At 47.2% G+C, this 25,752-nt stretch carries 25 protein-coding genes; 13 read left to right on the top strand and 12 right to left on the bottom strand.

Features of this window, described 5'->3' with window-relative positions; translation table 11 throughout:
• The first annotated feature begins 90 nt into the window (after positions 1-90).
• The 3 genes from ICN19_RS05285 to ICN19_RS05275 all read left to right on the top strand — a co-directional run bounded on the left by ICN19_RS05285 (position 91) and on the right by ICN19_RS05275 (position 2,841).
• Positions 91-519 carry a PAS domain S-box protein gene (locus tag ICN19_RS05285; RefSeq protein WP_216246100.1) on the top strand — a complete coding sequence of 143 codons (429 nt, stop codon included), beginning with the start codon at positions 91-93 and terminating at the stop codon, positions 517-519.
• 140 nt (positions 520-659) lie between these two features.
• Positions 660-1,907 (top strand): formyl-CoA transferase, encoded by a 1,248-nt coding sequence (gene frc, locus ICN19_RS05280; RefSeq protein ID WP_215346807.1) that lies wholly within the window; start codon positions 660-662, stop codon positions 1,905-1,907.
• 1 nt (position 1,908) lies between these two features.
• Complete coding sequence (locus ICN19_RS05275) at positions 1,909-2,841, top strand: methionyl-tRNA formyltransferase (RefSeq protein ID WP_216246099.1); 933 nt, start codon at positions 1,909-1,911, stop codon at positions 2,839-2,841.
• 1 nt (position 2,842) lies between these two features.
• Here the strand turns inward: ICN19_RS05275 and ICN19_RS05270 are convergent, their stop codons facing one another.
• The 5 genes from ICN19_RS05270 to metG all read right to left on the bottom strand — a co-directional run bounded on the left by ICN19_RS05270 (position 2,843) and on the right by metG (position 7,430).
• Positions 2,843-3,544, bottom strand: coding sequence for a hypothetical protein (locus ICN19_RS05270; RefSeq protein WP_216246098.1), 702 nt, complete (start codon positions 3,542-3,544; stop codon positions 2,843-2,845).
• A gap of 207 nt (positions 3,545-3,751) precedes the next feature.
• Entirely contained in the window at positions 3,752-4,603 is an 852-nt protein-coding gene (panC, locus tag ICN19_RS05265) for a pantoate--beta-alanine ligase (RefSeq protein WP_216246097.1), read from the bottom strand.
• A complete protein-coding gene (locus ICN19_RS05260; protein WP_216246096.1) occupies positions 4,600-5,475 on the bottom strand; it encodes a ScpA family protein in 876 nt (291 codons plus the stop codon). Before ICN19_RS05260 ends, panC begins: the two co-directional genes overlap by 4 nt.
• A complete protein-coding gene (locus ICN19_RS05255) occupies positions 5,468-5,656 on the bottom strand; it encodes a DUF3460 family protein (RefSeq protein WP_068323839.1) in 189 nt (62 codons plus the stop codon). Before ICN19_RS05255 ends, ICN19_RS05260 begins: the two co-directional genes overlap by 8 nt.
• 103 nt (positions 5,657-5,759) lie before the next feature.
• Complete coding sequence (gene metG / locus ICN19_RS05250; protein ID WP_216246095.1) at positions 5,760-7,430, bottom strand: methionine--tRNA ligase; 1,671 nt, start codon at positions 7,428-7,430, stop codon at positions 5,760-5,762.
• 162 nt (positions 7,431-7,592) lie between these two features.
• On the opposite strand from metG, the gene ICN19_RS05245 reads away from it, so the two are divergent.
• The 4 genes from ICN19_RS05245 to ICN19_RS05230 are packed head-to-tail and all read left to right on the top strand — an operon-like array spanning position 7,593 to position 12,236.
• Complete coding sequence (locus ICN19_RS05245) at positions 7,593-8,435, top strand: formate dehydrogenase accessory sulfurtransferase FdhD (protein ID WP_216246094.1); 843 nt, start codon at positions 7,593-7,595, stop codon at positions 8,433-8,435.
• Between the two features lie 40 nt (positions 8,436-8,475).
• Positions 8,476-9,042, top strand: coding sequence for a dCTP deaminase (dcd, locus tag ICN19_RS05240; protein WP_216186498.1), 567 nt, complete (start codon positions 8,476-8,478; stop codon positions 9,040-9,042).
• A gap of 12 nt (positions 9,043-9,054) precedes the next feature.
• Positions 9,055-9,972, top strand: coding sequence for an ion channel (locus ICN19_RS05235; RefSeq protein WP_216246093.1), 918 nt, complete (start codon positions 9,055-9,057; stop codon positions 9,970-9,972).
• Positions 9,969-12,236, top strand: coding sequence for an arginine/lysine/ornithine decarboxylase (locus ICN19_RS05230; RefSeq protein ID WP_216246092.1), 2,268 nt, complete (start codon positions 9,969-9,971; stop codon positions 12,234-12,236). Before ICN19_RS05235 ends, ICN19_RS05230 begins: the two co-directional genes overlap by 4 nt.
• Positions 12,237-12,283: 47 nt before the next feature.
• Here the strand turns inward: ICN19_RS05230 and ICN19_RS05225 are convergent, their stop codons facing one another.
• Genes ICN19_RS05225 through argH form a run of 3 tightly spaced genes read right to left on the bottom strand, consistent with a single transcriptional unit; the run spans position 12,284 to position 15,785 of the window.
• The gene (locus ICN19_RS05225) at positions 12,284-13,813 is read right to left on the bottom strand and encodes a TRAP transporter large permease subunit (protein WP_216246091.1); all 1,530 of its coding nucleotides are present in this window, start codon (positions 13,811-13,813) and stop codon (positions 12,284-12,286) included.
• Complete coding sequence (locus tag ICN19_RS05220; protein WP_216246090.1) at positions 13,810-14,361, bottom strand: TRAP transporter small permease subunit; 552 nt, start codon at positions 14,359-14,361, stop codon at positions 13,810-13,812. The genes ICN19_RS05225 and ICN19_RS05220 overlap by 4 nt, the downstream gene beginning before the upstream one ends.
• Before the next feature lie 5 nt (positions 14,362-14,366).
• Complete coding sequence (gene argH, locus ICN19_RS05215; protein WP_216246089.1) at positions 14,367-15,785, bottom strand: argininosuccinate lyase; 1,419 nt, start codon at positions 15,783-15,785, stop codon at positions 14,367-14,369.
• A gap of 43 nt (positions 15,786-15,828) precedes the next feature.
• On the opposite strand from argH, the gene hemC reads away from it, so the two are divergent.
• Positions 15,829-16,794, top strand: coding sequence for a hydroxymethylbilane synthase (gene hemC, locus ICN19_RS05210; protein ID WP_216246088.1), 966 nt, complete (start codon positions 15,829-15,831; stop codon positions 16,792-16,794).
• A 14-nt stretch (positions 16,795-16,808) separates the two neighbouring features.
• Complete coding sequence (locus tag ICN19_RS05205) at positions 16,809-17,633, top strand: uroporphyrinogen-III synthase (RefSeq protein WP_216246087.1); 825 nt, start codon at positions 16,809-16,811, stop codon at positions 17,631-17,633.
• Positions 17,634-17,649: 16 nt separating this feature from the next.
• Here the strand turns inward: ICN19_RS05205 and ICN19_RS05200 are convergent, their stop codons facing one another.
• Both ICN19_RS05200 and ICN19_RS05195 read right to left on the bottom strand, forming a co-directional pair.
• Positions 17,650-18,222 (bottom strand): chorismate lyase, encoded by a 573-nt coding sequence (locus tag ICN19_RS05200; RefSeq protein ID WP_216246086.1) that lies wholly within the window; start codon positions 18,220-18,222, stop codon positions 17,650-17,652.
• 2 nt (positions 18,223-18,224) lie between these two features.
• Positions 18,225-19,745, bottom strand: a complete 1,521-nt coding sequence (locus tag ICN19_RS05195) for a DEAD/DEAH box helicase (protein ID WP_216246085.1) — start codon at positions 19,743-19,745, stop codon at positions 18,225-18,227.
• A 253-nt stretch (positions 19,746-19,998) separates the two neighbouring features.
• On the opposite strand from ICN19_RS05195, the gene leuE reads away from it, so the two are divergent.
• The gene (gene leuE, locus ICN19_RS05190; RefSeq protein WP_216246084.1) at positions 19,999-20,676 is read left to right on the top strand and encodes a leucine efflux protein LeuE; all 678 of its coding nucleotides are present in this window, start codon (positions 19,999-20,001) and stop codon (positions 20,674-20,676) included.
• 5 nt (positions 20,677-20,681) lie between these two features.
• Here the strand turns inward: leuE and ICN19_RS05185 are convergent, their stop codons facing one another.
• Complete coding sequence (locus tag ICN19_RS05185; protein ID WP_216246083.1) at positions 20,682-22,079, bottom strand: coniferyl aldehyde dehydrogenase; 1,398 nt, start codon at positions 22,077-22,079, stop codon at positions 20,682-20,684.
• Between the two features lie 49 nt (positions 22,080-22,128).
• Between ICN19_RS05185 and msrA the strand changes: the two genes are divergently transcribed.
• Positions 22,129-22,701, top strand: coding sequence for a peptide-methionine (S)-S-oxide reductase MsrA (msrA, locus tag ICN19_RS05180; RefSeq protein WP_216246082.1), 573 nt, complete (start codon positions 22,129-22,131; stop codon positions 22,699-22,701).
• Between the two features lie 9 nt (positions 22,702-22,710).
• Here msrA and pdxH read toward each other — a convergent pair whose 3' ends face one another.
• Positions 22,711-23,346, bottom strand: a complete 636-nt coding sequence (gene pdxH, locus ICN19_RS05175; protein WP_216246081.1) for a pyridoxamine 5'-phosphate oxidase — start codon at positions 23,344-23,346, stop codon at positions 22,711-22,713.
• Positions 23,347-23,368: 22 nt separating this feature from the next.
• On the opposite strand from pdxH, the gene ICN19_RS05170 reads away from it, so the two are divergent.
• A complete protein-coding gene (locus tag ICN19_RS05170; RefSeq protein WP_216246080.1) occupies positions 23,369-24,118 on the top strand; it encodes a ThiF family adenylyltransferase in 750 nt (249 codons plus the stop codon).
• Between the two features lie 244 nt (positions 24,119-24,362).
• A complete protein-coding gene (locus tag ICN19_RS05165; protein WP_216246079.1) occupies positions 24,363-25,745 on the top strand; it encodes an amino acid permease in 1,383 nt (460 codons plus the stop codon).
• Positions 25,746-25,752: the final 7 nt, after the last annotated feature.

Here is a 25,752-nt window from a genome sequence, read left to right as displayed (position 1 = left end):
TAAAAATAAGAATCTGCTTAACCGCAGTTTCTTGTAGTTATCTTTAAGGCGCTCCTTGTGGGCGCCTTTTTTATTCTATAGACTGGTCCCATGAAGACAAGTATTGATTTACACCAACTAGTAGGGTGTGTAGGTGATGCGATCATCGTGGCTGATGCTCATGAAAAAATTGTTCTTTGGAATCCTGCTGCCACTCGTATCTTTGGGTATTCGGAGCAAGAGGCTCTTGGTCATACGCTCGACCTCATCGTTCCCGAGCGCCAACTTCAAAAACATAATGAGGGTTACAGCCACTCCATGGAGACCGGTACGACTCGGTATGGAACATCACTTTTGAAGGTGCCTGCCAAACATAAAGATGGCAGTACGCTTTCAATTGCCTTTACTGTAGGGATGCTATTTGACGCCTCTGGTAAGGCCAATGGAGTGGCGGCAATCATTCGTGATGAAACCGAGCGCTTTGCCCAAGAAAGGGCCCTCAAAAAGCGTCTTTCCGATCTTGAAAATCCCCAGACTTAACCTCACATAGCGGTATGGTGTCGCCAATAAAGGTTTAGACGGGATCTGTGCCCAAATATTGGGCACGCATCATTTTTCCCTATTCCCCGCTGGTAAAATTGCCTCAATTCAAAATTTTCATTCTTATTAGGACTTAAATCATGGCAAAAGCACTAGAAGGGGTCAAAATCCTCGACTTTACGCACGTTCAATCAGGTCCAACCTGTACTCAGTTACTGGCTTGGTTTGGCGCGGACGTAATCAAAGTGGAAAAATCTGGCGAAGGTGACGCAACACGCGGTCAGTTGCGTGATATTCCTGATGCCGATAGTTTGTATTTCACGATGTTGAACCACAACAAGCGTTCCATCACCGTCAATACCAAAACCCAAAAAGGCAAAGAGATTCTCGAGCGCCTCATTAAGGAGTGCGATGTTTTGGTGGAGAACTTTGCACCTGGCGCACTTGATCGCATGGGTTTTTCTTGGGAGCGTATTCAAGAACTCAATCCAATGATGATCATGGCTTCTGTAAAAGGCTTTGGTCCTGGCCCATACGAAGATTGCAAGGTGTATGAGAACGTAGCGCAATGCGCGGGCGGATCAGCATCAACTACTGGTTTTGATGATGGCCCTCCGATGGTGACTGGTGCGCAAATCGGTGACAGTGGTACTGGCTTGCATTTAGCATTAGGCATTGTGACTGCACTTTATCAACGCACTCACTCTGGCCGTGGCCAGAAAGTGTTGGCAGCGATGCAAGATGCGGTATTGAACTTGTGCCGTGTGAAGTTGCGTGACCAACAGCGTTTAGAGCGCGTAGGTCTCATGCAAGAATACCCACAGTTCCCGAACGGTGAGTTCGGCGACTCTGTACCCCGTGCAGGCAATGCTTCTGGCGGTGGTCAGCCTGGATGGATTGTTAAATGTAAGGGCTGGGAAACTGATCCAAATGCTTACATGTACGTCATCGTTCAGGCCCCAGTTTGGGAGGCGATTTGCAAAGTAATCGGTCGTGAAGATTGGATTACGGATGTGCGTTTTGCATCTCCAATGGCGCGCTTGCCACACCTTATGGAAATTTTCGGCGAGATCGAAAAGTGGACTATGACGATGACTAAGTTTGAAGTGATGGATGTATTAAATCAATACGACATTCCATGTGGTCCGATTCTTTCTATGAAAGAAATTGCTGAAGAGCCTGCATTGCGTGCCACTGGTACCGTGGTTGAAGTAGATCATCCAATTCGTGGCAAGTACCTCACTGTTGGTAACCCAATCAAGATGTCTGATAGCCCAACTGAAGTCACTCGTTCACCATTGCTTGGTGAGCATACTGATGAGATTCTTCATGAGTTGGGTTACACCACTGATGATTTGATTTCTCTCCGTCACGATAAGGTGATTTAAGATGCGGGTTGCTTTGATTGGGAGTGCGGATTTTGGTAAAGCGGCATTAGAGGCTTTTTTAGATCGCGGCGATGAAGTGGTTGCCGTTTTCTGTCCACCTGACAATCCCAAATCAAGCAAGCCGGAAGTTTTGAAAGAAGCAGCGTTAGCAAGGGGCTTGACCCCCTTGCAGTTCGTCTCTCTGAAGGGTCCTGAAGCTGCTCAAGCCATGATTGATAGCAATGCCGACATCTGTGTGATGGCTTATGTCATTCAATTTGTACCGCAAGAGCTCTGCAAGATTCCTAAGCACGGCACTATTCAATATCACCCATCTTTGTTACCTAAGTATCGCGGTCCAAGCGCTATCAACTGGGCAATCGCACTAGGTGAAGAGAAAACTGGTTTAACGATCTTCCGTCCATCCGATGGCTTAGATGAAGGCGAAGTGATTTTGCAAAAAGAAGTCGCCATTGGGCCGAATGACACATTAGGCAAGATCTACTTTGATCATCTTTTCCCAATCGGCGTTAAAGCATTACTAGAAGCTGCTGACCTCGTGGTCGCCGGCAAGCATCAAGAAATCGTTCAAGATGAATCACAAGCTAACTACGAAGGTTGGTTTGATGCGAACGCTGCACAGATTCATTGGGCGACACACATCAGTCAAATCTATAACCTGATTCGCGCATGTAATCCAGCGCCAGGTGCTTGGACTAAATTCGGTGAGCAAAAGGTTCAGATTTACGATTGCCACAAGCATGTATCGGCTACATTTGGTGCCGTTAAAGGCAAACCAGGCGAAGTCACGCAGATAACCTTAGATTCATTCTTCATCACCTGCCACGGCGGACAGATTGAAGTCCTCAAGGCCAAGGGCGCCGCCGGTAAAGTCACTGGTGCGGAGTTAGCTAAAGAGCTGAATTTAGAAGTAGGGCAGTTCTTCGCGCTGTAGCCTAGGGTATGACAGCACGCCTGATTGTGTCGCGTGTATCAATGATGGTTTTGAATCCGCTTACTGGATCAATAGTTTCGCTATAAATCCCCCTAGCTAAACTTGTGTTCAAAATCATTTTTTGGTCATAAGGGGTTTGGCGTTCTGATTGACTTCGCTGCTCCTCTTGTTGGCGAAGTTTTATGCAGCTCGGTGCGGCGGCTGAGTATTTGCTTGTGCATTTAATAGCCAGGGCATCTTCATGCATCCCTGCTTGATCAAATGATCTTGCTGCTTCAAAAGTCATACACTCCGTTGCTTCCCAAGAAGATCCAGCGCTAAATCCAAATAAAACTGCTGAACCACCAATGGATGTAGATCCCATGCAGGGTGCTGTTGGAAAGTTTGAAGGAGCAAATGCAGTCGCTACTGGAATTTTGGGTGAAGCGTAATTTGATGTAACAGTTGTATTTCCTGAGGTGTTACCAGCAGATGTTGACGCTCCTGTTGCGGCGTTTGATGTGCCGCCAAGACCGCCACTGCCGCCAAGACCACCGGCACCCCCTTGAGATGTAGATGCGCCAGTAGTTGATACAGAATTGCTAATAGGGGTGCTTGTTATGGCGCCGCCTGTAGTTCCGCCAGTCGTGTCAATCGTAACTTGGGCATATGGTTTGTTGAATACAAAGATCATCAAACTTGCTAATGCAAGTTTTATATACATAACTAAAATTTTCTATGGAGGGTGAGACCTGCTCTAATTCGCTAGAGAGGACGACTGTTATATGGAGTAAATAAAATTAAGTGCAGTAACAGTTGCCCGCCTTAATCTTGGTACAGCTTACTCTTTAAGTGGGGAGGTAGATACCACTTATTTTTGCTAGGTCAATATACCGTGAATCAAGGCCTCAAATAGCCTTTTGATTGAAGCCTAAATCTCTAGGTTATCTATCAAGCGTGTCTTACCAAGCTTGGCTGCCGTCAGAATGACAAGTGGCTCACCAGCTTGTAGTTGATCATTGCTTGCAGGTGCTAAATCACTTTGCTGACGAATAGCGATGTAATCAGGCTCCCAGCCACGTTTCGCTAAAGAAGCAACAGCTGCTTTCTCAATCTCGGAGATGGACTGGCTGTTGCGATCCTTGAGTTGTAAAACACGTTCACGTACTTCTTTCAAAGCCTTTTGTAGTTCTGGCGCTTCAGCACGCTCTTCAACTGATAGGTATCCATTGCGTGAGGAGAGGGCGAGGCCATCCTCTGCACGAATCGTTTCGCCAGGAATGATGTCGACTGGCAAGGCGAATTGCTTGGCCATCTGACGAATAATCATCAGCTGTTGATAATCTTTTTTGCCAAATACGGCAACTTTAGGTTGGACACAAGAAAAGAGCTTGAGTACAACAGTGCAAACACCTTTAAAGAATCCAGGCCGGAACTCGCCCTCAAGGATGTCGCCTAACTGTTGCGGTGGATCAACTCGGTACTCTTGTGGCTGCGGGTAAAGATCGCGCTCAGTAGGTGCAAACAGGATGTACACACCTTCTTTTTCTAGCTTATCGATATCAGCCTGCATGGTGCGAGGATAGCTATCAAAATCTTCGTTAGGGCCAAACTGCAAACGGTTCACAAAGATGCTGGCCACTACTGGGTCGCCATGTTGTCTTGCTAAGCGCATTAGAGAGAGGTGGCCCTCATGGAGGTTGCCCATGGTTGGCACAAATGAAGCGCGGTTTTGGCCGCGCAAGTGGTCACGCAACTCCTGAATGTCGCTAATGATTTTCATGCAACAGGGGTATAGGCAAGGCGTACGTAAATTGGAGCATATGGCTCAGCTTGGGTAATTTCTACCAAAGCCTCACGTGAAAGCTCAAGCATTGCAATGAAGTTCACAATCACCACTGGAATGCCCTTACCAGACTTAATTGCGTCTTCAAATAACTCGCCGAATTCTACGAATTTAGTACTTTGCAAGCGGCGCAAGATACGTGTCATGAAGTCGCGTACTGACAATTCTTCACGGGTAATGGTGTGGTGCTGCGTGAGCTTAGCACGATGTAAAACATCACGCCAAGCGGCTTGTAAGTCTTCTACATTGACATCAGGCCATGCAATCGCAATGGTGGTATCCACATAACCATGGGCCACCTGGAAGTCACGTCCTTGCTGTGGAATTTGATCGAGCTCTTGGGCGGCAAGTTTCATACGCTCGTACTCTAAGAGACGGCGAACTAATTCTGCGCGTGGATCTTCTACTTCCTCTTCGCTATCTGCCTTCTTCATTGGCAAAAGCATGCGAGATTTGATTTCAATCAACATGGCGGCCATGAGCAAATACTCGGCGGCTAGTTCAAGATTGTGATGACGAATTTGATCGATATAGCTCAGATATTGTTGAGTAACCTGCGCCATCGGAATATCCAGAACGTTGAAGTTCTGTTTGCGAATCAGGTACAGCAATAAATCTAGCGGACCTTCAAATGCTTCTAGAAAAACTTCTAGTGCATCAGGCGGAATATAGAGGTCGGTAGGAAGTTTAAAAAGCGGTTCACCATAAAGTTTGGCGAACGCTTCCGACATGCCATCAGTAACTGATGGAGTGCTATCTAGTAAATCCGATATCGGCTGAGCGCTTGGCTCATTGCCAGAGTTAGTCATTCGAATACACGTAAGCGCGCTGCTTCAATTTCGCTGCTTTGGCGCGACGCTGATCTTCAACGCTCAAAGGCTCTTTATCCCACAAGAGGGCGCGACCAGCTTGCTGTTCAGCCTCGAGGTTTGGGTGCTCGGATTTGAGTTCATTTAAGAACTGGGTGAATTCAGATTGATATCTTGCCATTGCATTTCCTAAAATACTCAATAAATTCAATAACTTATGAAATTAATTCGAAAAGTTATCTAGGGACTACAACCGCCATTATAGGTGCTTTTTAGGGGGCTTTTTACAAGTTTGCAGCCAGCAAAGCCTCAATTTGTGGGGCCTCAACCCGTGTCATAAGGTGCTTGTATGGCTTGATAGGGTTCTGGCTGGAAAGGGGGGTATTGATGTCCTCCCAGGACAGTGGTGGCAAGGAGAGGAATTCCTCGACTCCAGCAGCAACTTGGGGAATAACCGGCTTCAGGTAAAGGCTGAGCATGCGGAATGCTTCCAGGGTTATGCTGCAAACGCGCTGCAGATCTGCTTCACGTTGTGGATCTTTAGCAATTTCCCATGGCTTGTTCTCATCAACAAAACCATTCACCTTGTCTGCAAGTTCCATCACAGTGCGCAGTGCTTTAGCGTACTCACGCCCCTCGTAGAGTTCAGCAATTTTTTCGCTAGCGGATGCAATTTCTTTTAGGAGGGGATTACCCATTGCTTCATCAGAAACAACGCCTCCAAAACGCTTCACCAAGAAGCCAGCACTGCGGCTTGCAATATTGATGTACTTACCTAATAAGTCGCTGTTAACACGCGCAACAAAGTCTTGAAGATTTAAATCTAAATCTTCCATGCTGTCATTCAGTTTGGTTGCAAAGTAATAGCGGAACCACTCTGGATTAAAGCCACACTCAATCACGCTGTTAGCAGAGATCAGTGTGCCGCGTGACTTACTCATCTTCTCGCCGTCAACCGTCAAGAAGCCGTGTGCAAATACATTGGTTGGCGTACGGTAACCCGCAAATTGCAAAGTGGCCGGCCAAAATAAAGTATGGAAATACAAAATATCTTTACCGATGAAATGGTATTGCTCAGTAGTTGTATCTGGCTTAACCCATTCATCAAAATTCAGGCCTTTAGCCTGGCAATAATTGAGGAAACTAGCGTAGTAACCAATAGGGGCATCAAGCCAGACATAGAAGTACTTGCCTGGTGCATCGGGGATCTCAAACCCGAAATACGGGGCATCGCGGGAGATATCCCAGTCGCCCAACTTGCTTTCGCCGGGTTGACCAACCCATTCTTTCATCTTGTTGCGAGCCTCAGGCTGCAATGGTGTTTTGACTTGGGTCCAGTCGCGCAAGAACTCTTCGCAACGCGGATCAGATAACTTAAAGAAGTAGTGATCAGAAATCTTTTTAATTGGTGTTGCGCCGCTAACGACTGAGAACGGATTTTTCAGATCGGTAGGTGAGTATGTCGCACCACACTTTTCACAGTTGTCGCCATATTGATCTTTGGCGCCACACTTAGGGCATTCACCTTTGATGAAGCGATCCGGTAAAAACATTTCTTTAACAGGATCGTAGGCTTGCTCAATGGCTCGCTTTTCAATCAAGCCTGCATCACGCAGCTTGATATAAATACTTTGCGCGAGTTTTTCATTCTCTGGACTATCAGTGGTGTAGTAGTTATCAAATGAAATCAGGAAGCTGTCAAAGTCACGCTTATGTTCTTTCCAAACATTGGCGATCAATTCTTTTGGTGTAAGACCTTCTTTTTCGGCGCGCAACATGATGGGGGTGCCGTGAGTGTCGTCAGCGCCAACGTAATGCACTTCATGACCACGCATTCTTTGGAAGCGAACCCAAATATCGGTCTGTACATACTCCACCAGATGGCCGATATGGATCTGACCATTGGCATACGGTAGGGCGGAGGTAACAAGAAGGCGGCGTTGGGAACTGCTCATGTAATGCGAACTTAAATAAGAAGGTTGGTAAGGTTAACTGGGGTGTAGCTCTCAATTATGCTGGCTTATGCAATGATTTTAGTCTGCGGTTAAAGTAAAGCTCCGTGAAGTCCTGATAAATCCCGATAAACTTTCATTTAGCCCGACCTTAGAGAGTATTTTATGGCAGCAAAACCCACCATTCAGATGTCCTGTGCCTCAGTGCCCGTGGTGCATGAGGTCGAGGTCATGGATGAGATGGGGCGCCTTAAAAAGACCCATATCCCTGGCGAGCGCCCTTTAACTATTTACTTAGATAAGCGTGAAGTGGTGACTCTTATGACTTTGGGTAGCGCTCCTGAGGCTTTGGTCTTGGGTTATTTACGCAATCAGCGACTAGTTGAGTCTCCAGACGATATTGAAAGTATTCAGGTTGACTGGGAAACTGACTCGGCTGCGGTTAAAACCCGCCGAAGCACGGTTGATATTGACGCTTTAACTAGCAAGCGGGTAGTGACTACTGGCTGCGGTCAGGGGACGATGTTTGGCGGCTTAATTGAAGAGATGTCCGAGATTCAGCTTCCCGAAGGGCCTTCATTATCCCAAGAGGCAATTGTTGCCTTGATTGATTCTATCCGCATCCATGACACCATTTATAAGAAGTCTGGCTCTGTCCATGCTTGTGCTGTTTTTGAGCGCGATGGCAATGAGGGCGTCCGTCTTTTGCATTTCATTGAGGACGTTGGTCGCCATAACGCAGTTGACTCGATTTCGGGCTTAATGTGGCTAGCCAATAAACCGGGCAGGGATCTCATTTTCTTTACCACTGGCCGCCTGACCTCGGAGATGGTCATCAAGGGCGCTCAGATGGGCATTCCCTTCCTGTTAACCCGCTCAGGGGTCACCTTGATGGGGTTGGAGCTGGCTCGTAAAACCAATCTCACCATCCTCTCCCGCTGCTCGGGCAAACACTTCGAGATCTATAACGCACCGGAGAGGGTCGTTTTTAGCCAAAAACCCCAATAAATTCGTGGGCAGGTAAGGGCGAAGGTTTTACAATTCGCCCATGACTATTAAATCTGACCACTGGATCCGCCGCATGGGCGAGCAAGGCATGATCAGCCCATTTGAACCTGGGCAAGTTCGCCAAGACGCCTCAGGCAACAAAATCGTAAGTTATGGCACTTCAAGCTATGGCTATGACATTCGTTGTGCAGACGAATTCAAAATCTTCACCAATATCAATAGCACCATTGTTGATCCGAAAAATTTCGATGAACAATCTTTTGTTGATTTCAAGGGTGACGTTTGCATCATTCCTCCGAATTCATTTGCACTAGCAAGAACGGTGGAGTATTTCAAGATTCCACGAAGCGTCCTTACTGTTTGCGTTGGCAAGAGTACCTATGCGCGTTGCGGCATTATTGTGAACGTCACGCCATTCGAGCCCGAGTGGGAAGGTTATGTCACTCTAGAGTTCTCAAACACAACTCCGTTACCTGCCAAGATTTATGCAGGCGAGGGTTGCGCACAAGTACTCTTCTTTGAGAGTGATGAAGTGTGTGGTACATCGTATAAAGATCGCGGTGGTAAGTATCAAGGTCAGCGGGGCGTTACCCTGCCTAAGACCTAAGCCATTACGGCAGTGCGTAAATTATTTCCGTTTAATCGCCGTCCCGCGAGAATTAACTTAGATGAATATCGCGCAACACTCTCGCGTACTGAAATTGCTCGTCCAGAGAACAATTTTTATCACTGGCTACTAGGCACTAGCTGGGGCAGCTTCATGCTGCTGGTTGTCTTGGTTTATCTTGGAGCCAATCTCCTATTCGCCTTTGCCTATTTGGCTTGTGGGGATGGAGCAATTACCCATGCTCAGCCCGGCTCTTTGCTAGATGTCTTTTTCTTTAGCGTGCAAACCATGGCAACGATTGGATACGGTCGTATGACGCCGATAGGTAGCTGGCCCAATGCAATCGTAACTTTTGAAGCCTTCTTTGGGATTGTGTATTCTGCATTAACCACCGGCTTGGCTTTTGCGCGCTTTACGAGACCCACTGCTGGTGTGCGTTTCTCTAAAGTGGCGGTCGTTGGCAGCCATGATGGCATACAAACATTTAAGTTTCGAGTGGCAAATGATCGCAGCTCACACATTGTTGAAGCGCAGTTGCGACTTTGGTTGATCGCTGAAAGCATGACGGCCGAAGGTGAGCGTTATCGCCGCTCAGTAGAATTGCAGTTACACCGCTCTGAGAGCCCAGTGTTCTCATTAACCTGGACTGCAATGCATAGTGTTGATGAGACAAGCGCCCTAAAGGACTACTTGGGCAAAGAGGCGATTGAGCGTCAATGGCATTTACTGATTACCTTTACGGGTTATCACGAGAGCTTGGCCAATCAGGTCTATGCTCGCCATGTTTACTTGCCTAAAGATGTGCAGCAAAATGCGACATTCATCGATATAGTCACAGCATTACCAGACGGCGATCGAGTAATTGATCTAACCAATTTTGATAAGTGGGTTCCGAATATATCGGACAAGTTAGTAGGGGAGTATTTATGAAATTTCGTTTCCCAATCATCATCATTGATGAGGACTTCCGCTCCGAAAATATTTCGGGCTCGGGAATCCGTGACCTCGCTGAGGCGATTGAGAATGAGGGTATGGAGGTTATTGGCTTAACTAGCTATGGCGACCTTACTTCTTTCGCTCAACAGGCTTCTCGCGCATCCACTTTCATTGTTTCAATTGATGATGAAGAGTTCGATTCCGATTCTGAAGACCATGATCTACCTGCCTTAAATAACCTACGTGCATTTATTACTGAAGTTCGTAAGCGTAATGAAGATATTCCAATCTTCTTGTATGGCGAGACTCGTACTTCGCGTCATATGCCGAACGACATCTTGCGTGAGTTGCATGGCTTCATTCATATGAATGAAGATACGCCTGAGTTTGTTGCGCGTCACATTATTCGTGAAGCAAAGGTGTATTTAGATTCTCTAGCGCCACCATTCTTCCGTGCGTTAACTAACTACGCTTCTGAAGGTTCATATTCTTGGCATTGTCCAGGCCATTCAGGTGGCGTTGCATTCCTAAAGAGTCCAGTGGGGCGAATGTTCCACCAGTTCTTTGGTGAAAATATGCTTCGTGCTGACGTTTGTAATGCCGTGGAAGAATTGGGCCAACTCTTGGACCATACAGGACCGGTGTTGCAGAGTGAGCGTAATGCTGCCCGTATTTTTAATGCCGACCATTTGTTCTTTGTAACCAACGGAACCTCAACATCAAACAAGATTGTTTGGCACTCCACTGTAGCGCCAGGCGACGTTGTACTGGTAGATCGCAATTGCCATAAATCAGTCATTCATTCCATCACCATGATGGGCGCTATTCCTATCTTCTTGATGCCTACCCGTAATCACCTGGGCATTATTGGTCCGATTCCGAAAGAAGAGTTTGAATGGAAAAACATCAAGAAGAAAATTGATGCTAATCCGTTTATCAAAGATAAAAATGTGGTGCCCCGCGTCATGACGCTCACACAAAGCACATACGACGGTATCGTATACAACGTTGAGATGATTAAAGAGATGTTGGATGGCAAGGTTGACTCTTTGCATTTCGATGAAGCTTGGCTGCCGCATGCTGCCTTCCATCCTTTTTATAAGGATATGCACGCTATTGGTTCAGATCGCAAGCGCACCAAAAAGAGTTTGATGTTTGCTACCCAGTCAACTCATAAGTTGTTGGCCGGTTTATCACAGGCATCTCAGGTATTGGTGCAGGATGCAGAAGATGCGAAGCTAGATCGTGATTGCTTCAACGAGGCTTATTTGATGCACACCTCTACCAGCCCTCAATACGCGATTATTGCCTCATGCGACGTCTCTGCTGCCATGATGGAGTCTCCTGGAGGTACAACTCTGGTTGAGGAATCCATTGCGGAAGCAATGGACTTCCGTCGCGCGATGCGTGAAGTGGATGATAAGTTTGGGGCTGACTGGTGGTTTAAGGTTTGGGGTCCAGATCATTTAGCAGAAGAAGGAATTGGTGAGCGCTCAGATTGGGTGTTGGAGCCTTCTGCCGCTTGGCATGACTTTGGTAAGTTAGCCAAAGACTTCAATATGCTCGATCCTATTAAGGCAACAGTAGTGACGCCAGGCTTAGATATTGAGGGCAACTTTGGTTCTATGGGTATCCCAGCCAGCATTGTTACCAAGTACCTTGCAGAACACGGTGTGATCGTAGAGAAGTGTGGGTTGTATTCGTTCTTCATCATGTTCACAATCGGCATTACCAAGGGTCGCTGGAATACTCTTGTAACCGAGTTGCAGCAGTTCAAAGACCACTTTGATAAAAATGCGCCTTTGTGGAAGGTATTGCCTGAGTTCGTAGCCAAACACCCACGCTATGAGCGCGTTGGCTTAAAAGATATTTGCCAGCAGATACATGAGTTCTATAAGAGCCGTGATGTAGCACGTATGACAACAGAGATGTACACCTCAGACATGGTTCCTGCGATGATGCCTTCAGAGGCATGGGCAAAGATGGCGCACAAACAAGTCGACCGTGTTCCGTTAGACCAACTTGAAGGGCGCGTAACGGCAATGTTGGTAACGCCGTATCCGCCAGGCATTCCATTGCTTATCCCGGGTGAGCGTTTCAATAAGCGCATTGTTGACTATCTCTACTTTGCTAGAGACTTTAACGAGCGGTTCCCTGGATTTGAAACGGACATACACGGTTTAGTGAAAACTAGTGTTGATGGAAAAAGCGAATACTACGTCGATTGTGTCAGACAAGAGCGCGACATTACTCTTTAATTCAGGTTGTATCTCGCAATACGATGCCCCGCAAATGTGGGGCATTTTTATTTGACTGGCTTGTCCAATTGAAAAGTTACCGGGGCATCTTCATCCACTTTGGCTGAGGGTGTGTCTGGTTTATTGTCTTCGCTCGTGAAGTTGAAGTCCTGGCTTTCTATGGCTGCAGCAGGCTTATCCAAAAAGGTTGTCACCAAGGCTGGGAAAGCAATCACCACCGCAACCATCACTAATTGCAGCGCTACCCAAGGCAGGGCGCCCCAGTAGATGTCACTACTCTTGACTTCTTTGGGCGCTACGCCTCTGAGATAGAAAAGAGCAAAGCCAAATGGGGGGTGCATAAAAGAGGTTTGCATATTCACGCAAAGCATGACCCCAAACCAAACTAGAGCGGCGCTGGCTGCAGCTTGTGGATTGCCATTCATGGAGGCCAAAAGCACTGGGGCTAATAATTTGACGGCTACTGGTGCCAGCATTGGCACAACAATGAATGCGATCTCAAAAAAATCTAAGAAGAAAGCCAAGAAGAAAACAAATAAATTCACTACGACTAGAAAGCCAACCCAGCCACCAGGAAGATTGGAGAAAAGCTCTTCAACCCAGAATCCACCATCCACTCCTTGAAACACGACAGAGAAACAAGTCGACCCAATCAATATAAAGACCACCATGGCAGTAATGCGCATGGTGTTTTGATAAGCCTCTTGTATTAGTCCTTTAAGATTCGGAATACTCGCCCTGCGAATCCACGCTAGTAATAGTGCGCCCATTGCACCCATCGCTCCAGATTCTGTCGGTGTTGCAATGCCAGTCATGATGGTCCCCAGTACTAAAAAAATCAGCACCGCAGACGGGATGATTCCCATGAGACATTTTTTCCAAAGGGCCCAGCCCCTCAGGGTGAGTTCGCTCTCTGGAACTGGTGGCAAATAGTCGGGGTGTATGCGACTTAAGAAGAAGGTGTAGAGCGCAAAGAGGGTGATCTGTAGAAGTGATGGACCCCATGCGCCCAAATACATGCTGCCCACATCGGCGCTGCCACTTTGGGTTTTCAATTGATCAGCAAGCACGATGAGAACGAGAGATGGGGGTACTAGTTGTGTAATGGTTCCAGAAGCCGCCAAAACGCCTGTAGCGTAGCGCATGTTGTAGCCGTAGCGCATCATCACCGGCAATGAGATCATGGCCATAGCGATCACCTGAGCGGCTACAGTACCGGTGATTGCGCCCAAAATAAATCCAACAATGATGACTGAATATCCGAGGCCACCACGTACGCGCCCAAATAGTTGCCCCATAGAGTCCAGCATTTCTTCAGCAAGTCCGCAGCGCTCCAGGATAGCGCCCATGAAAGTAAAGAAGGGAATGGCTAGCAATAAATCGTTGGCAAGTACGCTGCCAAAGATACGTTGAGGAATGGCCTGTAGAAACGCCATCCCAAAAAAGCCTTCACCAATTGCAATCAGCGAGAAAAATAATCCTGCCGCCATTAAAGAGAAGGCAACCGGGAAGCCGATTAACATAAAGACAATCAGCCCAGCAAACATTAAGGGCGGCATCCACTCTAATGGAATCATTGCATCGGCTTTTCATAACGAAGGTCTTCGGCGGGTAGGGTAATTTCACCTTTAAGTGCGCCGATACGCTTAATGATTTCAGATAAGCCTTGTAGGCTCAGCATGAAAAATCCAAATGGAACCACAAACTTAATGGGATAGCGCGCTAATCCGCCAGAGTTCAGTGAATGCTCCATTACTATCCAGGATGGATAAAAAAGAGTGGTCCATGATAGCCATGCAAACAAAATACAAGCTGGCATCAAAAAGAAGATTAAGCCAAAAAGGTCAATCCACAAGCGGCCACGATCAGAAAGTTGGGAATAAATTAAATCAACCCGGACATGCTCATTGCGTCTCAGTGTGTAAGATGCGCCAAGCATGACTGCAGCAGCAAAGAGGTACCACTGCAGCTCAAGTGGCCAGTTGTTGCTGACGTCCAATCCATAGCGAAGAAGTGCATTGGCTGCTGACACTACGCAAGACAGCAAAATCATAATGCTGGCTGCCTTACCCAGAAGCTGGTTTACACGATCAATACCCGCAGAGAGTTTGGACCAAAACCCCATGCAGTTTAGAGGTCTGCGCGACCCCGTTTGATGGCTGCAAGAACTTGTGCGGGGGCAGTGCCGCCAGCATGTTGGCGTGATTGGACGGAGCCATCCACTGTAAGCAACGCAAATACATCGTCACTAATGAGCTCAGGACGATTATCTAAGCCACAAGCAAAGCGGAGCTCAGAGAGGCTCAAGTCAGTGAGCATGCAGTTTCTGCCAACACAGGCCTTAACAGCATGTGCTACAGCTTCGTGTGCATCACGGAAGGCTAAGCCTTTTTTAACCAAGTAGTCAGCTAAGTCTGTTGCTGTTGCAAAACCTTCTTCAGCAGCCTTCTTCATTACTTCAGCTTTGACTTCAATGTGTGGAACCATGTCAGCAAAGATACGCAAGGTATCTTGCACGGTATCTACAGCATCAAATAAAGGCTCTTTATCTTCTTGGTTATCTTTGTTATAGGCAAGCGGTTGGCCTTTCATCAAAGTCAACAAAGAAATCAAATCACCATAAACACGACCAGTCTTGCCACGAGCTAATTCAGGAACGTCAGGATTTTTTTTCTGCGGCATGATTGAGCTGCCAGTACAAAAGCGGTCAGGTAGATCAATAAAGCCAAAGCGTGGGCTCAACCAAAGGATAAGCTCTTCAGAAAGGCGCGATACATGCATCATCAAAATCGATGCAAAAGCGCAAAACTCAATCGCAAAGTCACGATCAGATACTGCGTCCAAGGAGTTATTGCAGATGCCATCAAACCCAAGCGCCTTGGCTACTTGCTCGCGATCGATTGGATAGGTAGTGCCCGCCAAAGCCGCAGCACCTAAAGGCAAACGATTAAACCGAGCACGCAAATCTGCCAAACGACTTGCATCACGACTAAACATTTCATAGTAGGCCATCAAGTGGTGACCAAATGTAATCGGCTGTGCAACTTGTAAATGGGTGTGACCAGGCATGATGGTGGATGCATGCTTCTCAGCCAAATCCAACAGTGCCACACGTAAAGATTTGAGAGTCACGGCAATGTCATCAACGCTACCACGCAACCAAAGACGTAGATCAGTTGCTACTTGGTCATTACGTGAACGACCAGTATGCAGGCGCTTGCCGGCATCGCCGACTAAGGCGGTAAGACGAGCCTCAATATTGAGGTGAACATCCTCAAGGGCGAGTTGCCAATTAAATTGACCAGACTCGATCTCGCTCTTAATTTGTGCCATTCCCTTTTGAATATCCGCCAAATCTTGGGCGCTAATGATTTTTTGGGTCGCCAACATCTCAGCATGGGCTAGGGATCCAGCGATATCTACCATCGCAAAGCGTTGATCAAAGCCGATAGAGGCTGTATAACGCTGTACTAGTTCGTCAACGGGTTCGGCAAAACGGGCCGACCAAGCTTGGGCTTTGTTGTCTAAGGAATTATTTGATGAGCTCATAAACACAGTATATTGGTGTAGGTCTTTGATTATTTTAAATGTTATGTCCCAAACCCTGAATTCCACCCCCTCGGCAGCCCCAAAGCGCCTCGTAATCGCCTCCCGTGAAAGTCGCCTAGCCATGTGGCAGGCTGAGCACGTCCGAGATTGCCTTAAAAAGCTCTATCCGGACTGCGATGTCCAGATTTTGGGGATGACTACCCGCGGTGACCAGATTTTGGATAGAGCCCTCTCTAAAGTGGGTGGTAAAGGTCTTTTTGTAAAAGAGCTAGAAACTGCCCTAGAGGATGGTCGTGCAGATTTGGCGGTGCATTCCTTAAAGGATGTCCCGATGGTGATGCCAGAGGGGTTTGATCTTTCTTGTGTCATGGCAAGGGAAGATGCAAGAGACGCTTTTGTTTCCAATGATTACGCTAGCCTGGAAGATCTTCCTGCTGGAGCGATTGTTGGTACATCCAGCTTAAGACGCGAATCTGTTTTGCGCGCGAAATTTCCTCACCTCGAGATTCAACCCTTACGCGGTAATTTAGACACCCGCATGGGTAAATTGGATAAGGGCGAGTACCAAGCGATTATTTTGGCTGCTGCTGGTTTAAAACGCCTTGGATTGGAGTCACGTATTCGCGCATTCCTACCTTACGACCCTTACACACCTGCCGCAGGTCAGGGCGCATTAGGAATCGAAACACTCAGTAAGCATCCCAATATCAAGCAGTGGCTTGCTCCATTGAATGACTTGCCCACTTTGTTTGCAGTTTCTGCTGAGCGCATGGTATCTCGTCAGTTGGGTGGCTCATGCGAGGTGCCGTTAGCAGCTCATGCTGTCTGGGATCAAAATCAAATGCAGATTCGCTCATTTGTCGCAAGCACCGATGGCAAAGCTATTTGCCTTGCTAGCGGCAGTGCGCAAGTAGAGTCGGTTGCGGATGCAGAAGCCCTAGGTCTTGCAGTTGCAAAAGATCTGCTATCGCAGGGTGCTGCAGACTTAATCCCAAAGATTTCTAAATAAACCCAATAGTAGCGATGAGTACTAAAACGATCGTCGTTACCAGACCTAGTGGCCAAGCGCGCCAGCTTATTGAGGTGCTCACTCGCGCAATCGAAGCGAGTGGAGTGGGAAAGCGCAGTCTCCCAGAGATACTGTCATTACCTTTGCTAACCATCGTTCCAAAGTCAGACGAGCATTTAGCTGACCATATTGCAACTACATTGAGTAATGCCGATCTGGCCATCTTTGTTAGTCCCAATGCCATTGAAAGCGTGATGCGTTTATTGGAGCGAGACTGGCAAGACTTTTCTAAAAAGATTATTCCGATTGGTGTGATGGGCGGCAGTAGCCATCTAGCATTAAAAAACCACGGTATTGGTTTAGAAGAAAACCCAACGCCTATCATCATTCCTAAAGATAATGAAAATTGGGACTCTGAGGGTTTATGGCAGGAGCTTGGATCCCTTCAATGGAATTGGCAGAATAAGAAGGTAGTGATCTTTAAAGGTGAGGGTGGCCGTGATTGGCTGGCTGATGTATTAACAAAGGCTGGCTCTGCTGTAGAGGCCATTTCAACATACAGTCGTGTACCTTTAGATTTAGATAATCCCGCTTGGCATCTCGTGCGAGAAATGGATTTGAGTAAATCTCTCTGGCTGCTGACTTCTTCTGAAGCGGTGCGTTATTTAGGTGAGGTGATGAACGACCAGTTTATCCAAAACTTAAATAGTGCTAGCGCGCTATGCCCACATCACAATATTGCTGATGCAGCTGAGTTAATTGGGTTTGGTGAAGTCTTTACCAGTGAGCCTGGTGATGAAGCTTTGATTAAATCTACTTTAGCTTGGTTAACAATCTAAAAGCAAAAGCGAAGAACTAAAACTTCACAGCATTCAATAAAGCAGGTAAGAAAATTTCATTGACCAAGATAGGGTGACCCTTTAATCGATAGAGGGTGCGTCGTGCCCATAGAGGCGAACTCAAACCAGGAAAATGTTTAGAAGACTTTTTCCATAATTCACTACTTTTATCTAAACGAGCAATATCTCGCGGAGGTTTTGCTTTTGAGTGCTTACGGGTTTTGGCAAATAACACAGCTCCTAGAGGCTTTGTGCCTAGACGCAGGACGCCATGATTGCTGCCGCTAGAGCTTAAGGTGGGAATGACGCTATGCGCCATTACCAAAGGGGTTCCGTTGGCGCAAAGAAGAACTTCACGCACTCTACAGCGCCTAATCTTGAAATGAAAATAGCGACTTTCGTCGCTATTAAGTGATTGAGGGCAGTCACGCAAAACCTGCACTTCTAGTTTTTGCCCAATTGCTTTCTCAATTTTTTGGGTGAGAGACCCGGTATCGCTTAACCATGGTTGCCACTCGCGTGGCGCCCGATGGATTTCACCGGAACCGACTCGATTCCATGCAGAACGGAGACGATTGCGGTGAATCATTTTTAGCTACCGCTAAAGTTGCGACGTTGACCACCAGCCTTTGGCTTCGCAAAACGCGGACCACCTGCTGGACGTGAGTCAGCAGAACGCGCAGGACGTGAGTCAGCAGAACGCGCAGGACGTGAGTCAGCAGAGCGAGCTGGACGTGAATCGCCTGAGCCGCCGCCACCAAAGCGAGACTCTGAACGAGCGCCTGAGCCATAACGACCGCCACCACCGCCAGAGCGATTACCGCCAAAGCCACCACCGGAACGACCGCCACCACCGCCTGAGCGACCGCCACCAGGACGACCACCGCCGCCACCAAAGCTTGGCTTGGCTTGTGGCTCAAGACCAGCAATGACTGAGGCAACGATATCTTGCTGTGTAAAGCGTTCGATATTGCGGATCTTCGCACGATCACGATGTTCAACCAAAGTGATAGCAACACCATTGCGACCTGCACGACCAGTACGACCGATACGATGCGTATAGTCTTCTGGTTTCATTGGCAAGCCAAAGTTAATCACGTGACTAATACGTGGTACATCAATACCGCGAGCCGCTACGTCAGTCGCAACCAAAATCTTGGTATGACCTTTACGCAAAGACTCAAGGCGTCGCATACGCACAGCTTGAGGCATTGCACCGTGAAGGGCAGTAGCTTCGTAGCCATTGGCGCGCAAAGTATCAGCAATTTTTTCACTCTCAACTTGAGTGCTGGCAAACACAACCGCTTGATCCAAATCGGCATCAGCCAATATGTGCTCAAGCAACTTATGCTTGTGTGACATGCTGTCAGCCCAATGCAGCTTCTGTTCAATGTTGGCGTGCTTTTCACCTGCGTGAGCAAGTTCAATGCGCTTGGCATCTGTAGTCAACTCGTTTGCTAAAGACATAATCTTCGGCGCAAAAGTTGCAGAGAACATCAAAGTTTGGTTACGGCCTGCACAACGCTTATCAATAGCCTCGAGGTCATCAGCAAATCCCATGTCGAGCATGCGATCGGCTTCGTCGATAACGAGTTGTTTTACGTCGTCTAAGCGAATTGCCTTGCTGTCGCACAAGTCGAGCAAACGACCTGGGGTTGCAACAACTAACAATGCACCTTTTAACGCCTGGATTTGCTTGCCGTAAGGCATGCCACCCATAACAGTTGCGATACGGATACCTTTCATGCCGCGAACTAAATTCACTGCATCGGCGGCAACCTGTTGAGCTAATTCACGAGTAGGGCAGAGCACTAACACTTTAGGTTGTGCGCGACCTGGTACAGGTGAGTTATTCGGGTTGTCTTCGATGAGTTGATTAATCAAAGGCAATAAGAAGGCTGCGGTTTTACCGCTACCGGTTTGGCTGCTGACCAATAAGTCACCACCAGCTAGGGCTGCAGGAATAACCTGAGCTTGCACGGAAGTGGCTTGGGTATAGCCCAATTCAGCAACGTTTTTAAGGAGTGATGCCGCTAGGGCAAAATTCTGGAATTCATTTCCAGCGCTCTTTGAGTCGTGTGACTCGTGTTTAGTTTCTTTAGAAAAAGTCATGCTATTACACATCCCCTTTAAGGGATGTCTCCGTATGTTGCACCCATGGTTTTTTATAGGGTGCGATGGTCAAAGGCATCGACCATCAGACAAGCGGCAGCGCGTTTTGTGACTTCTGTGTTTATGACTTCTAAACGGTACGCTGAAATAGAGCTGGGGGGCGATGAATCAAATTGCTTAAAAAAGCCTCTCATTATGACAGTTTGAGCGCTCAATTACAAGGGTTTTCCCGAATTAATTATATGATTGAGTGATGGAATGGCTCCCTTACGGTCTCTTATCGCCAGCGAATGCCGGCATTGTCGATTTCTCAGGCTACTTGCTCGGGACTTTACTGATTATTTTATTGCCGGGCCCAAACTCACTTTATGTTTTGACGATTGCCACACAAAAAGGTTGGCGCGCCGGCACTTGGGGCGCGTTCGGAATTTTTATTGGTGATTCAATGTTGATGATTGGTGTTGCATTAGGTGCCACATCGATTTTGATGGCGTCCCCGATTGTCTTCGCTCTAGTTCGTATTGCAGGCGCGCTTTATTTGGCTTGGATGGGATGTGGTTTATTGCGAAGTGGTATGCAGCGCTGGTCACTTGGTCACCGCGCGAAGACTTATGAAATTCAAGTGAGACTCATGCAGATGCATCCTATGTTGGCTGCATTGACTTTATCGTTAACTAATCCGAAGGCAATATTTTTCTTTATTGCCTTCTTCTCTCAATTCATCCGTCCAGATATTTCTAATCCGGCCTATACATTTTTATACCTGGCGATAGTCTTGCAGCTTATGAGCATGACATATTTAGGTTGCCTGATTTGTGCAGGTCAATTTTTCTCAAAGTATTTTGAGAGTCACCCTCGTTCTGCCGCTGTGCTATGGATTACAGCCGGCTTCCTGTTTATTGGATTCGCAGCACGACTGATTTACATCTAAATTTCTTATCTAAGACGCTTGAGTAGTCTCTCGGCGCTCTTGCCGTAAGGTGGGCGAGCGGGTTTAGTGCCCTTGAGAAGGTTGGTGCCCAGAAGACCGCGCACCTCAAGAATAGGTTTTTGATGGCTAAAGGTATCAAAGCCTGATTTACCGTGATAAGAGCCCATGCCGCTAGCACCAACCCCACCAAATGGGAGAGACTCTACCGTGGCATGCAAGAGTGTGTCATTAATAGTGACGCCGCCACTACGAGTCTCTTCTAAAACACGCTGCATATTCTTTTTGTCTTTACCGAACCAGTAAAGGGCTAAAGGATTCGCTTTGTTGTTGATGTAATCAATGGCTTCGGCTGTGTTGTTGGCCGTCAATATTGGCAAAATCGGCCCAAAAATTTCTTCATGCAATACGCGTGCCTCAGGCGGAACATCGACGAGAGCGACCGGCTCAAATCTTCTAGCGCCTGCGGAGGGATTATTTAGCAAGGCAACTGCTTTTGCACCACGATCGATTGCGTCAGCCAGCAAATGTTGCCAGTATTGCAATTGTTCATCATCAATCGGTCCCGTGAGTTCTTCGGGATTACTAAATTGGGCTTGCGCTGCAGTTTGTAGCTCTTGGATAAATTCATCGCGATTGGCTTGGTTGATCAGTACGTAGTCAGGCGCAATGCAGGTCTGTCCGCTATTGAGTAGTTTTCCGTAAATAATGGCCGCGGCCGCTTCCTTAAGTTTTGCTGAGTCATCAATCATGGCTGGGGTTTTACCGCCCAACTCCAAAGTAACGGGCGTAAGATTTTCTGCAGCAGCGCGCATTACTTTTTTACCGACCGCTTCTGATCCTGTGAAAAAGAGATGGGCAAAAGGTAGTGCGGCAAATTGTTCGGCCACATCAACGCCTCCAGTGCTCACACAAAATTCACTTGGGTGAAAGTATTCCTGAATCAAGCTTGCTAAAAATCCTGAGGTGCGGGAGCTACGCTCAGAAGGTTTTAGCCAGACGCGATTACCGGCAGCAAACGCAGCAATCGCTGGAATTAGCGCTAGCTGAACTGGGTAATTCCATGGACTCATAATGCCAATTACGCCCAATGATTGACTTTCAATCCAAGCCTGTGACGATCCCATAAAAGAAGGTGTTTCCATTTGCACGGGCTTCATCCATTCCTTTAGATGCTTGCGCGTATATTTGCAGGCTTGGTAAACCATCTGGAATTCAGCGAGACGAGATTCAATGGGGTGACGCACACCAAAATCTGCAGCCAGGGCTTTACAGATTTTTTCTTCATTTGCTTCGATCATCTTTTCAATGCGACTAATCCGCTCCAATCGCACCTCAAGTGATGGATTGGGTTCTGTGGCGTAGGCGGCTTTAATTTCGTCGAGTTGGATTGTGAAGCGATTCATAGGGGATTATTAGTTGGCAGACATTGAAATAAGGCATTAGGATAAAGCCATGGAAACAAATATCGATAAAAACGAACCCCCTTTAGAGCGTGCAACCCTCGGCGGAGGCTGTTTTTGGTGTCTTGAGGCGGTTTATCAGCAAATTACTGGGGTGAAATCAGTAGTTTCTGGTTACGCCGGTGGCGCTAGGCCTAACCCGACTTATGAGGCAGTCTGCACTGGCGTTTCAGGGCATGCTGAGATTGTGGATATTTTGTTTGATCCACAGATAGTTTCATTCCGAGATCTACTGGAGATTTTCTTTGTGATTCATGATCCAACCACCTTGAACTATCAGGGTAATGATCATGGAACACAATATCGTTCTGTGATTTTTACGCATAGCGAAGTGCAAACTCAGATCGCCCATGAGGTAGTCAAAGAGCTTGAGGATTCAAGAATTTATTCGAATCCAGTGGTCACGCAGATTGACGCTGCGCCAACTATTTATCCGGCGGAAGATTATCACCAGAATTATTTTCAGCAACACCCTAACCAAGGGTATTGCATGGCCGTAGTTGCCCCTAAGCTTGCTAAATTTAGAGCGAAATTTAAATCGCTGATCTCGCCTCAGTACTCTTAGACAAAATTATTAAGGGGCTAAGCGATTTACGTGCCATTGGTTTCCTTCTAACTTGTAGTGCATGCGGTCATGCAGTCTGGAAGGGCGACCCTGCCAAAATTCAATTTCAGTAGGGCGTAGGCGGTAACCGCCCCAATGCTCTGGGCGAGGGGGCTTGTCACCAAATTCTGCTTTGAAGCGCTTTTCCGCTTCTTCTAAGAATTCTCGATTGGGGATAGCAGCGCTTTGCGGGGATGCCCAGGCGCCGATTCTGGAAGCAGGCGGGCGGGAATGAAAATATTCATCACTCTCAGCGGCACTCACTTTTTCAACGATGCCCTGAATACGCACCTGGCGCTCCAGTTCATGCCAATGGAAGAGGAGGGCTGCCTGTGGGCGGATTGCTAAATCACGGCCTTTTTGGCTTTCATAGTTGGTAAAAAAGGTAAACCCGTTTTGATCTGCGCCTTTTAGTAAGACAATACGGGCTGATGGATTTCCAGCTTGATCTGCTGTCGCCAGGGTCATGGAGTTGGGTTCTGGGCACTCCGCCTTCATTGCTTGTTCAAACCAGAGTTGAAAAAGCTGAAAGGGGTCCTGAGGAACTTCGGTCTCTGATAGCTGACCAAAGGTATAGTTTTTGCGGAGTTGAGCAATGGAGTCCATTTATTCAGTATAAAGAGAAGCTATGGCAGAAGACAAGGCAGAAGGCAGTTTAGAAGATCGTCGTTTTGGCGGGGTTTCCAGGCTCTATGGACCGGAGCTGCGCGAGCGCTTTCTGAATGCGACTGTAGTGGTGGCAGGTCTAGGAGGAGTTGGCTCTTGGGCTGCTGAAGCTTTGGCGCGAACTGGCATAGGGCATTTGGTCTTAATCGATTTTGATCATATTGCCGAGAGCAATACCAATCGACAGTTACATGCTTTCGAAGGGCAGTACGGTAAAGCAAAAGTTGAGGCGATGACACAACGCATTCTACAAATCAACCCAGAAATCAAACTTACTTCTTGTGATGAATTTTTAGAGCCTGAAAATCTAGATCAACTCATTCCAGAAAATGCATTGGTATTGGATGCCACCGATTCAGTGCAAACCAAAATTGCCTTATCTGTTTGGGCTGTTAAAAATCAGCGTGCTTTAGTGATGTGTGGTGCTGCAGGTGGAAAGTCTGATCCCACATCCGTGCGTTGTGATGATCTCTCGCGTACCGAACAAGATGCTTTGCTAGCAAAGGTGCGCCAAGGACTAAGACAAGATCACGGCTTCTCCAGGAATCTCAAGAAAAAGATTGGCATTCGCGCTATCTACTCTCATGAACCACGTGCTGGCGCCTCTAGCGGAGGCTTAGCCTGCTCGGGCTACGGCTCTACAGTGATGGTTACTGCCGCTTGTGGCTTAGCGGCTGCCGCGGAAATACTCAATCTGATTGCTGCTCAGTAGCTTTTTGTAAAAAGTACATTAAATCCTTAAGGGGATTCCCTGTAAGAATTTACTGATTCTTTTGCAGTCGCCAATTATTTATTGCAAACCCCTCATTGATTTAAAAGACATTTTTATTTATGTCTGCTTAGATTTATTCAATTCGTCACTTTAGTAATTTTTCGCCTCTAGTGCTCATCATCAGTCCTCCCTAGACTTTGCTCCGTTGGTAAGTCGCCAACGACAAATCGAAAGGAGGTCTCTCTTGCAGACTGAACACAATGGCTTAAAGCGCCACCTTAAAGTACGTCACATTCGTTTGATGGCCTTAGGCTCAACGATCGGCGTGGGCTTATTTCTTGGATCGGCTAGCGCTATACAAATTGCTGGCCCATCTATTCTTTTGGGTTATCTGCTCGCAGGCTTGGTGGCCTTCATTGTTTTGCGTACCCTCGGTGAGATGGCGGTACACGAACCTGTAGCAGGTTCTTTTGCGGCCTATGCCAATAGTTATGTTGGTCCGCTAGCCGGTTACATGGTGGGGTGGGGCTATTGGACGTATTGGATTGTGGTCGGCATTGCTGAAGTCACGGCCGTAGGTATTTATATGGGGATATGGTTTCCAGAGACGCCGCAGTGGATCTGGGCGCTTTCCTCAATTGTGATGATGGGCTTAATTAACCTCATTGCCGTAAAAGTATTTGGTGAATTTGAGTTTTGGTTTGCGCTCATCAAAGTAGTGGCCATCGTTGCCATGATTGCGCTTGGCGGCTCAGTCATCTTGTTTGGATTTACAAATAATTGGCACCCCATCGGCTTAAGCAATCTGTGGCAACACGGCGGCTTCTTCCCAAATGGCATCAGCGGTATGTTGCTGTCACTGCAAATGGTTTTGTTTGCTTATGTTGGAATTGAGATGATTGGCTTGTCTGCAGGCGAAGCTGAGAATCCACAAAAAACGATTCCCATGGCCATCGATTCCCTGGCATGGCGCATTTTGATTTTTTACATGGGTGCCATTCTTGTGATTTTGGCAATCTTCCCTTGGAATCAGGTGGGTCAACAAGGCAGTCCATTTGTGGTGATGTTTGAAAGATTGGGCTTACGTGAAGCAGCTGGGTTAATTAACTTTGTTGTCATCACCGCTGCGCTTTCCTCATGTAATGCGGGCATCTTTAGCGGTGGACGTTTGTTGTATTCCTTATCGTCGAATGGTTACGCCCCTAGATCATTTTCAAAGCTTTCCAAGTATGGCGTTCCGCATCGTGCTGTGATGTCTACGGTCGGAGTCTGTATGACTGGCGTTGTGCTGAATTATTTCGTGCCTGATAAAGCCTTTCAATACATGATGGCGGCAGTGACATTCATTGGTTTGATGGTCTGGATCGCCATTCTCATTACGCAGATTAAATTCCGTCGATCTCTATCTCAATCCCAAGTAGCTCAGTTGGCATATCGCGCTCCTTGGTGGCCGTATTCCTCGTGGTTTGCTTTGGCATTTATTGCTTTGGTGGTGGTGTTGATGGGCTTTCATGAGGATGCACGGATCGCATTAATAGTGGGTCCGTGTTTATTGTGCGTGTATCTCGTGATGTTTTATATCGTGGGTTTACATCGCAAAACAGCAACTAAGTGTGACTTTAAATAATAGGGGA

The organism is Polynucleobacter sp. AP-Capit-er-40B-B4 (assembly GCF_018882245.1).
In the GTDB taxonomy this organism is placed as follows: Bacteria; Pseudomonadota; Gammaproteobacteria; order Burkholderiales; family Burkholderiaceae; genus Polynucleobacter.
This window is presented reverse-complemented; position numbering and strand designations above follow the sequence as displayed.